6 protein-coding genes and 1 pseudogene are annotated in these 6,499 nt (G+C 74.3%); 5 read left to right on the top strand and 2 right to left on the bottom strand.

All coding sequences use genetic code 11. The features are described from left to right. On the top strand, positions 1-433 hold a 433-nt coding region (locus ACI79U_RS19570; RefSeq protein WP_457071559.1), incomplete at its 5' end, for a DUF222 domain-containing protein. Between the two features lie 76 nt (positions 434-509). Here ACI79U_RS19570 and ACI79U_RS19565 read toward each other — a convergent pair. After that, a complete protein-coding gene (locus ACI79U_RS19565) occupies positions 510-1,190 on the bottom strand; it encodes an Ltp family lipoprotein (protein ID WP_457071561.1) in 681 nt (226 codons plus the stop codon). Positions 1,191-1,342: 152 nt separating this feature from the next. After that, a complete protein-coding gene (locus ACI79U_RS19560; protein ID WP_457071563.1) occupies positions 1,343-1,927 on the bottom strand; it encodes an SDR family NAD(P)-dependent oxidoreductase in 585 nt (194 codons plus the stop codon). Between the two features lie 48 nt (positions 1,928-1,975). Between ACI79U_RS19560 and ACI79U_RS19555 the strand changes: the two are divergent. From ACI79U_RS19555 to mdlC, 4 genes and pseudogenes are all read left to right on the top strand, one after another. Next, positions 1,976-2,419, top strand: a pseudogene (locus ACI79U_RS19555) (helix-turn-helix domain-containing protein); the annotation flags it as partial. Positions 2,420-2,592: 173 nt separating this feature from the next. After that, positions 2,593-3,006 carry an MmyB family transcriptional regulator gene (locus ACI79U_RS19550; protein WP_457071568.1) on the top strand — a complete coding sequence of 138 codons (414 nt, stop codon included), beginning with the start codon at positions 2,593-2,595 and terminating at the stop codon, positions 3,004-3,006. A 474-nt stretch (positions 3,007-3,480) separates the two neighbouring features. Continuing rightward, complete coding sequence (locus ACI79U_RS19545; RefSeq protein WP_457071570.1) at positions 3,481-4,665, top strand: 4-hydroxybenzoate 3-monooxygenase; 1,185 nt, start codon at positions 3,481-3,483, stop codon at positions 4,663-4,665. A gap of 211 nt (positions 4,666-4,876) precedes the next feature. After that, positions 4,877-6,457, top strand: coding sequence for a benzoylformate decarboxylase (mdlC, locus tag ACI79U_RS19540; RefSeq protein WP_457071572.1), 1,581 nt, complete (start codon positions 4,877-4,879; stop codon positions 6,455-6,457). The last annotated feature ends 42 nt before the right edge of the window (positions 6,458-6,499 follow it).

Below are 6,499 nucleotides of genomic sequence, written 5' to 3'. Positions count from 1 at the left end.
GGACCTGGTCGACCCCGCCACCGGCGCCGGCGCTGCCGAGCTGGGGTTCGGGGCGACGATCTCCGCCGCCCGCGCCCGCTACCTGGCCTGTGACGGGAGCATCTCCCGGATCGTGATGGGCCCCGACGGGGTGCCGCTGGACCTGGGGCGGGACCACCGGGTGGTCACCCCGGGGTTGCGCAAGGCGGTGGAGCGCCGGGACAAGAGCTGCGCGTTCGCCGGCTGCGGGGCGCCGACCTGGTGGTGCGACGTCCACCACCTGATCCACTGGCTCTACGGCGGCGAGACCTCGTTGGAGAACTCGGCGCTGTTGTGCGAGCGGCACCACACCAAGGTCCACCACGGCTTCCGGGTCGAGCGACAACCCGACGGCCGATGGCGCACCTGGCGACCCGACGGCACCGAGATCCTGATCGGACCACTGCTCACCTGACTGCACGAGATCGGCAGCCGGCCACGGATCCACCGTGGCCGGCTGCCGCTGCGCGCGCGAGGCCCGCCGCCTCAGATCAGAGGCCGGTCTGGCTCACCCCGTACTCGGCCTGCTCGGGGGTGAAGCCCTCGTACTCGAGCTGGTCGATGAGCCCGGACCGGGAGAACGAGCTGTACCCGAGGTACTCCTCGGCAGACCGGGCGGCCTGCTCGTTCCAGTTCGCACCCGTGTTGTCGACGGCCCACGTGGCGTCAGCGGTCGAGTAACCCTCGTACTCCAGCTGTTCGATGAGGCCAGACCGCGAGAACGCCGAGTACTCGAGGTAGTCGCCGGCAGATCCGAGAGCGTTCTGCTGACCGACCGTCTGTCCGGACCCAGGCGCAGGTGCGGGCTTGGGGGCGGGCGCAGGAACCGGCGCGGGCGCCTTGCTCGTCGCAGCCGGGGCCGCAGCGGCTGGCGGCGCCGCCGTCACGGTCACGGTCGCCGGAGCCGGCGCCCGTGCGGTGACCGTCGTGGTCGCTCGCGCCGCCCCGGTGACCGGGGCGTCGTCGGCCACCGTGCTGGTGGACGTGCCGCCGCCGGCACCGCCGATCCCGATGCCGACGAGCAGCACCACGATGCCGGCCACGGCCAGGAACCACGTCCGCCGGTAGAACGGCAGCGCGGGCTGGGTTGGGGTCCCGGCGGCGTCGGGGGCGCCAGACCCGGCGGGCAGCCCCCACTCCTGGGGAGGCTGCTGGGAGGGTGGCTGGCTCATGCTGTTCCCCGTCTGTGCGTTCGCAGTGGACGCTGCACAGTAGGGCGGCGGGCAGGCGATCGGGACGATCGTGACCGGATCGTGGGGTGCGCCTGCCGGAGCCGTCGCGGCGGCGCCCCTCCGCCGCGACGACCGGCCGTCCCCGGCCGCGGTCAGCGGTCCCCGACCGCCGCCGGCGTCACCAGGCGACGGCGCCGTGCCGGTCGGTGAAGGTGCCGGTCGGGCCGTCCGCCCCGATCGTCGCCATTGCGACGATCGCGTCCGTGCCCTCGGTGACGGTCTGCGGCCCGGCGTGGCCGTTCAGGTCGGTGGCCGTGTACGCCCGGGTCCACCGTGTTGACCCGCAGCTCCGGGAGGAACTGGGCGTAGACCGAGGTGAGCATGTTGACCGCCACCTTGCTCGCCGAGTAGCCGAGCGAGGGGACCGAGTGCTCGATCCGGGACTCGTCGGAGCGCGCGGCGAACGAGCCCAGCCCGCTGCTCACGTTCACGATCACCGGCGCCGCCGACTCCCGCAGCAGCGGCAGGAAGGCGTGCGTCGTCCGGACGATCCCCGCGGTGTTCGTGTCCAGCACCGCCATCAGGTCCGCACCGGTGTAGTCCTCCACCGCGCCGATCGGCCCGGCGATGCCCGCGTTGTTGACCAGCACGTCCAGCCCGCCGAAGCGCTCCCGCACCTCCGCCGCCGCGGCCGCCACCGACTCGTCGGAGGTCACGTCGATGCGCACCCAGTCCACGCCCAGCTCGTCGGCCGCGTGCCGACCCCGCTAGGGTCGCGGGCGCCGATGACCACCCGGTGCCCGAGTTCCGTCAGCCGCCGGGCCGCCTCGAAGCCCAGGCTCTTGTTGCCGCCAGTGATCAATGTCGTCGTCATGCGATCGACGGTGCCCCCGGACGGGCGACGTCCGGTGGTCCCGTTCGACGGGGGGGGGGGGGGGGGGGGACGGCAGTACCACCCAGCCGCCCGGCCGGTGCAGCACGATGGGCCCGTGGCCGATCGAGGGGACTTCGCGGCGCTGCTGCGCGCCTGGCGGGAACGCCTGCAGCCGGCGGCCGTGGGGTTCCCCGCGGGCAACCGCCGCACCAGCGGCCTGCGCCGCGAGGAGGTCGCCCTGCTCGCCGGCGTCTCCGTCGACTACCTGGTGCGGCTGGAGCAGGGCCGGGCCGACCGACCCTCGGCGCAGGTCGTCGCCTCACTGGCCCGGGTGCTGCAGCTCTCCGACCTCGAGCGCGACCAGCTGCACCTCGCCGCCGGCCTGCCGGCCCCGCTGCCCAGCGCCGTCCCCACGCACATCCCGGCCAGTGTGCAGCGGCTGCTGGCCCGACTCCCGGACGTCGCGATCGGCGTCTGGACGGCGCACTGGACACCGCTAACGCGGCCTGGCGGTCGCTGCTCGGTGACATGCACCCCGGGCTCAACCTGCTCGTCGCCGAGTTCACCGGCGTGGCGCCGCAGGTCGTGTGGAGCGAGGGCGACCACGAACGCCACGAGCGCGCGCTCGTCTCCGATCTGCGGACCGCGCTGATCCGCTACCCCGACGACCCGTCCGCGCGGGCCGTGCTCGCCGAGCTGCGGACCAACGACCGCTTCGCCCGGCTGTGGGCCGAGGGCACCGTCGTCGAGCACCGCTTCCAGGCCAAGACCTTCGTGCACCCGCTCGTCGGTGAGGTGACGTTGGACTGCGACGTCCTCACCGCCATCGGCACCGACCTGCGCATCGTCACCTACACGGCCGAGCCCGGCACCGAGGACGCGTCCCGCTTCGACCTGATCCGCACCCTCGGGCTGGCCGCGGTGGGCGGTCCGTCCGACTGACGGTCGGCCGCGCTTTCCGTCGTCCGGAAGACCGCTCGCGGCGCCCCCGGGGGCGTTCCATGATCGAACCCGCGCAGGCCGGAGCGGCCTGCCCCACGACCCCTCGCGGGTCACCCACGGAGGTCGTCTTGTCCGCCAGCCACTCGACGGGAGCTCGCCTCGTCGCGAGCGTCCTCGAGGACCTGCTGGGCGGACGGCCGCGCGGTGGCCACAGCGGGCAGTCGGGCGCGGTACCCGTGCCCGAGGCGTGCGGCGCAGCCGTACGCCAGGTGGCTCCCCGCCACTGAGTGCCCGGGTCCGCTGACGGACCCGGAGCCGGAGCCCCTCGCGGCTCCCGAGGAGCGCTGCTCCTCCGGACGGCGTGACCGCGCGCAGCGCGCGGCGCCGTCGTCGTCCCACCCCTGATCCGCCGCCGGCGCACCCGCGCCCGCGGTGCCGTCCGCACGTCCACCCGTCTCAACGAGGAGATCAGTCATGCGTACCCAGGTCGCGATCATCGGCGCCGGACCGGCGGGTCTGATGCTGTCCCACCTGCTCCACCTGCGCGGCATCGACTCCGTGGTCGTCGACGTGCGCACCCGCGAGCAGATCGAGGCCACGATCAAGGCCGGGGTGCTCGAGCAGTCCACCGTCGACCTGCTGACGCAGACCGGCGTGGGGGAGCGGCTGACCCGGGAAGGCGCCCCGCACGACCGGATCAACTTCGCCTTCGGCGGCGCGCTCCGGCAGATCGACATGGCGGAGCTGACCGGCGGCCGCAAGGTGACCGTCTACGCCCAGCACGAGGTGCTCAAGGACCTCATCGCGCGCCGGCTGGCCGACGGCGGGGACCTGCGGTTCGGGATCGCCGACACCACGGTGGCCGACGTCGACACCGACCGGCCCACGGTCGGGTTCACCGAGCACGGGCGCCGGGTGCGGCTGGAGTGCGACATGGTCATCGGCTGCGACGGGTCCCGGACCTCCACCCGCTTCCTCATCCCCGAGGGCAGCGTGCGGGCCGACTTCTTCCGGCAGTACCCCTTCGCCTGGTTCGGCATCCTGGCCGAGGCCCCGCCGACGGCCGAGGGGCTGGTCTACGCGCGCTCCGAGCGCGGCTTCGCCCTCATCTCCACCCGGTCGCCCAGCGTGCAACGGCTGTACTTCCAGTGCGACCCGGCGACGTCGGTGGACGACTGGTCCGACGACCGGATCTGGACCGAGCTGCAGGCCCGGGTCACCGAGGCCGGCATCGACGTGCCCACCGGGCGCATCTTCCAGAAGGACGTCCTGCAGTTCCGCAGCTTCGTCTGCGAGCCGATGCAGTACGGCCGGCTGTTCCTCGCCGGCGACGCCGCGCACACCGTGCCGCCCACCGGCGCGAAGGGCCTCAACCTGGCCATGGCCGACGTCTACGTCCTGGACCGGGCGCTGGGGGCCCACTTCGCCGACCACGACGACCGGCTGCTCGAGTCCTACACCGAGACCGCGCTCGCCCGGGTCTGGCGGGCCCAGCACTTCTCCTGGTGGATGACCTCGATGCTGCACCGGTTCTCCGACGTGCCGGACTTCGACCTGCGCCGCCAGTCCGCCGAGCTGGAGATGGTCGTCAACTCGCCGTCCGCGTCCCGGATGCTGGCCGAGAACTACGCCGGGCTGCCGCTGGAGGCCGCCTGCTGACCCCGGCCGGCGTCACCGGCCGGGGGCGAGCGGGACGACCCGCGTGGTCCTCGGCCGGGACGGCCTGCGGGAAGACCTCGCGACCCGGCCGCGCCGCGGAGGTCGGGGTGGTCTCAGTGTCCGGGCAACCGTCAGGCGGAGCAGCTGTTGGGTCGCCGGCGGGAACGCCCCTAGCGTGGGCCCGACCGCAGCCGCACCCAGAGGGGGATCAGTGCTGATCCGCACCGTGGCCCACGAGTTCCTGCGCCGTCAGGGCCTGACGACCGTCTTCGGCAACCCGGGGTCCAACGAGCTGCCGTTCCTCGCCGAGCTACCCGGCGAGTTCCGCTACGTCCTCGGCCTGCACGAGGGCGCCGTCATCAGCATGGCCGACGGCTACGCCCAGGCCACCGGCCGCCCAGCGCTGGTCAACCTGCACGCCGCCTCCGGCTCCGGCAACGCGATGGGCGCGCTCACCAACGCCGTCTACTCCCGGACGCCGCTGGTGCTCACCGCCGGCCAGCAGGTGCGCTCGGCCATCGGCCTGGAGGCGATGCTGTCCAACGTCGACGCGGCGCAGCTGATGCGGCCGCTGGTCGGCTGGGCCGCCGAGCCCGCCACCGCCGCCGACGTGCCGCGCTCGCTGGCCCAGGCGGTCTTCGAGGCCCGGCTGCGCCGCCGCCCCAGCTACCTCTCCATCCCCTACGACGACTGGACCGTCGAGGCCGACGCGAACGCCGCCGCGGTGCTCGACCGCGACGTCGAGCGCTCCGCCCACCCCGATCCCGCCGTGCTCGACCGGCTGGTCGCCGAGGTGCAGGCCGCCCGCAACCCGGCGCTCGTCCTCGGCGGCGACCTCGACACCGACGGCCTGTTCGACGAGGCCACCGCCCTCGCCGAGCGGATGGGCGCCGACACCTGGGTCGCCCCCAGCACCTTCCGGCTGCCCTTCCCGAACCGGCACCCGCTCTTCCGCGGCGTCCTGCCCGCCGGCATCGCGCCCATCTCGCAGGCGTTCGAGGGCCACGACCTGGTGCTCGTGCTCGGCGCCCCGGTGTTCCGCTACCACCAGCACGTCCCCGGCGACCTCCTCCCCGCGGGCACCCGCCTGGTGCAGGTCACCGACGACGCCGAGGCCGCCTCCCGTGCCCCGATGGGCCGCGCCCTGGTCACCGACCCCGGCGCGGTGATCCGCGCGCTGCTGAAGGCGCTGCCCGAGCCGCCCGAGCAGACCCGCGGGTACACGACCCCGGACGCGCCGGCGCAGCCGCAGGCCGACGACGTGCTGCACCCCGAGCAGGTGTTCGCCGCGCTCCGCGACACCCAGCCCGCCGACACCCGCTACGTCGTCGAGTCGACGTCGACCAGCACCGCCTGGTGGCGGCAGATCGACCTGCGCCGCGGGGCCTCCTGGTTCTGGCCGGCCTCCGGCGGGCTCGGCTTCGGCCTGCCCGCCGCCGTCGGCGTCGCGCTCGCCGACGCCGACCGGCCCGTCGTCGGCGTCATCGGTGACGGCTCGGCCAACTACGGCATCACCGCGCTCTGGACGGCGGCGCAGCACCGGCTGCCGGTCACCTTCGTGCTGCTCCGCAACGGCACCTACGGCGCGTTGCAGTGGTTCGCCGACGTGCTCGGCACCCCCGACGCCCCCGGCACGACCATCCCCGGGATGGACTTCACCAGGATCGCCGAGGGCTACGGCGTCACCGGCGTCCAGGCCGCCGACACCGACCACCTGCGCGCGCTGCTCGCCGAGCCGACGCAGGCCCCGCGGCTGATCCAGGTGGACACCGAGACGACGTCCCCGTCGTGACCACCACCCCGCCGCGACGGCGGTCGCCCCGCCCGTCGGGTG

The sequence above is a fragment of the Modestobacter sp. SYSU DS0904 genome (assembly GCF_054051115.1).
Note: the sequence above shows the minus strand (reverse complement) of the source record. Positions and strands in the feature narration are given on the sequence as shown.

Excerpts from the sequence above, each read along its gene's own strand:
- ACI79U_RS19565 (WP_457071561.1), bottom strand. The coding sequence starts at position 1,190 with ATGAGCCAGCCACCCTCCCAGCAGCCTCCCCAGGAGTGGGGGCTGCCC.
- ACI79U_RS19550 (WP_457071568.1), top strand. The coding sequence starts at position 2,593 with ATGCACCCCGGGCTCAACCTGCTCGTCGCCGAGTTCACCGGCGTGGCG.
- ACI79U_RS19545 (WP_457071570.1), top strand. The coding sequence starts at position 3,481 with ATGCGTACCCAGGTCGCGATCATCGGCGCCGGACCGGCGGGTCTGATG.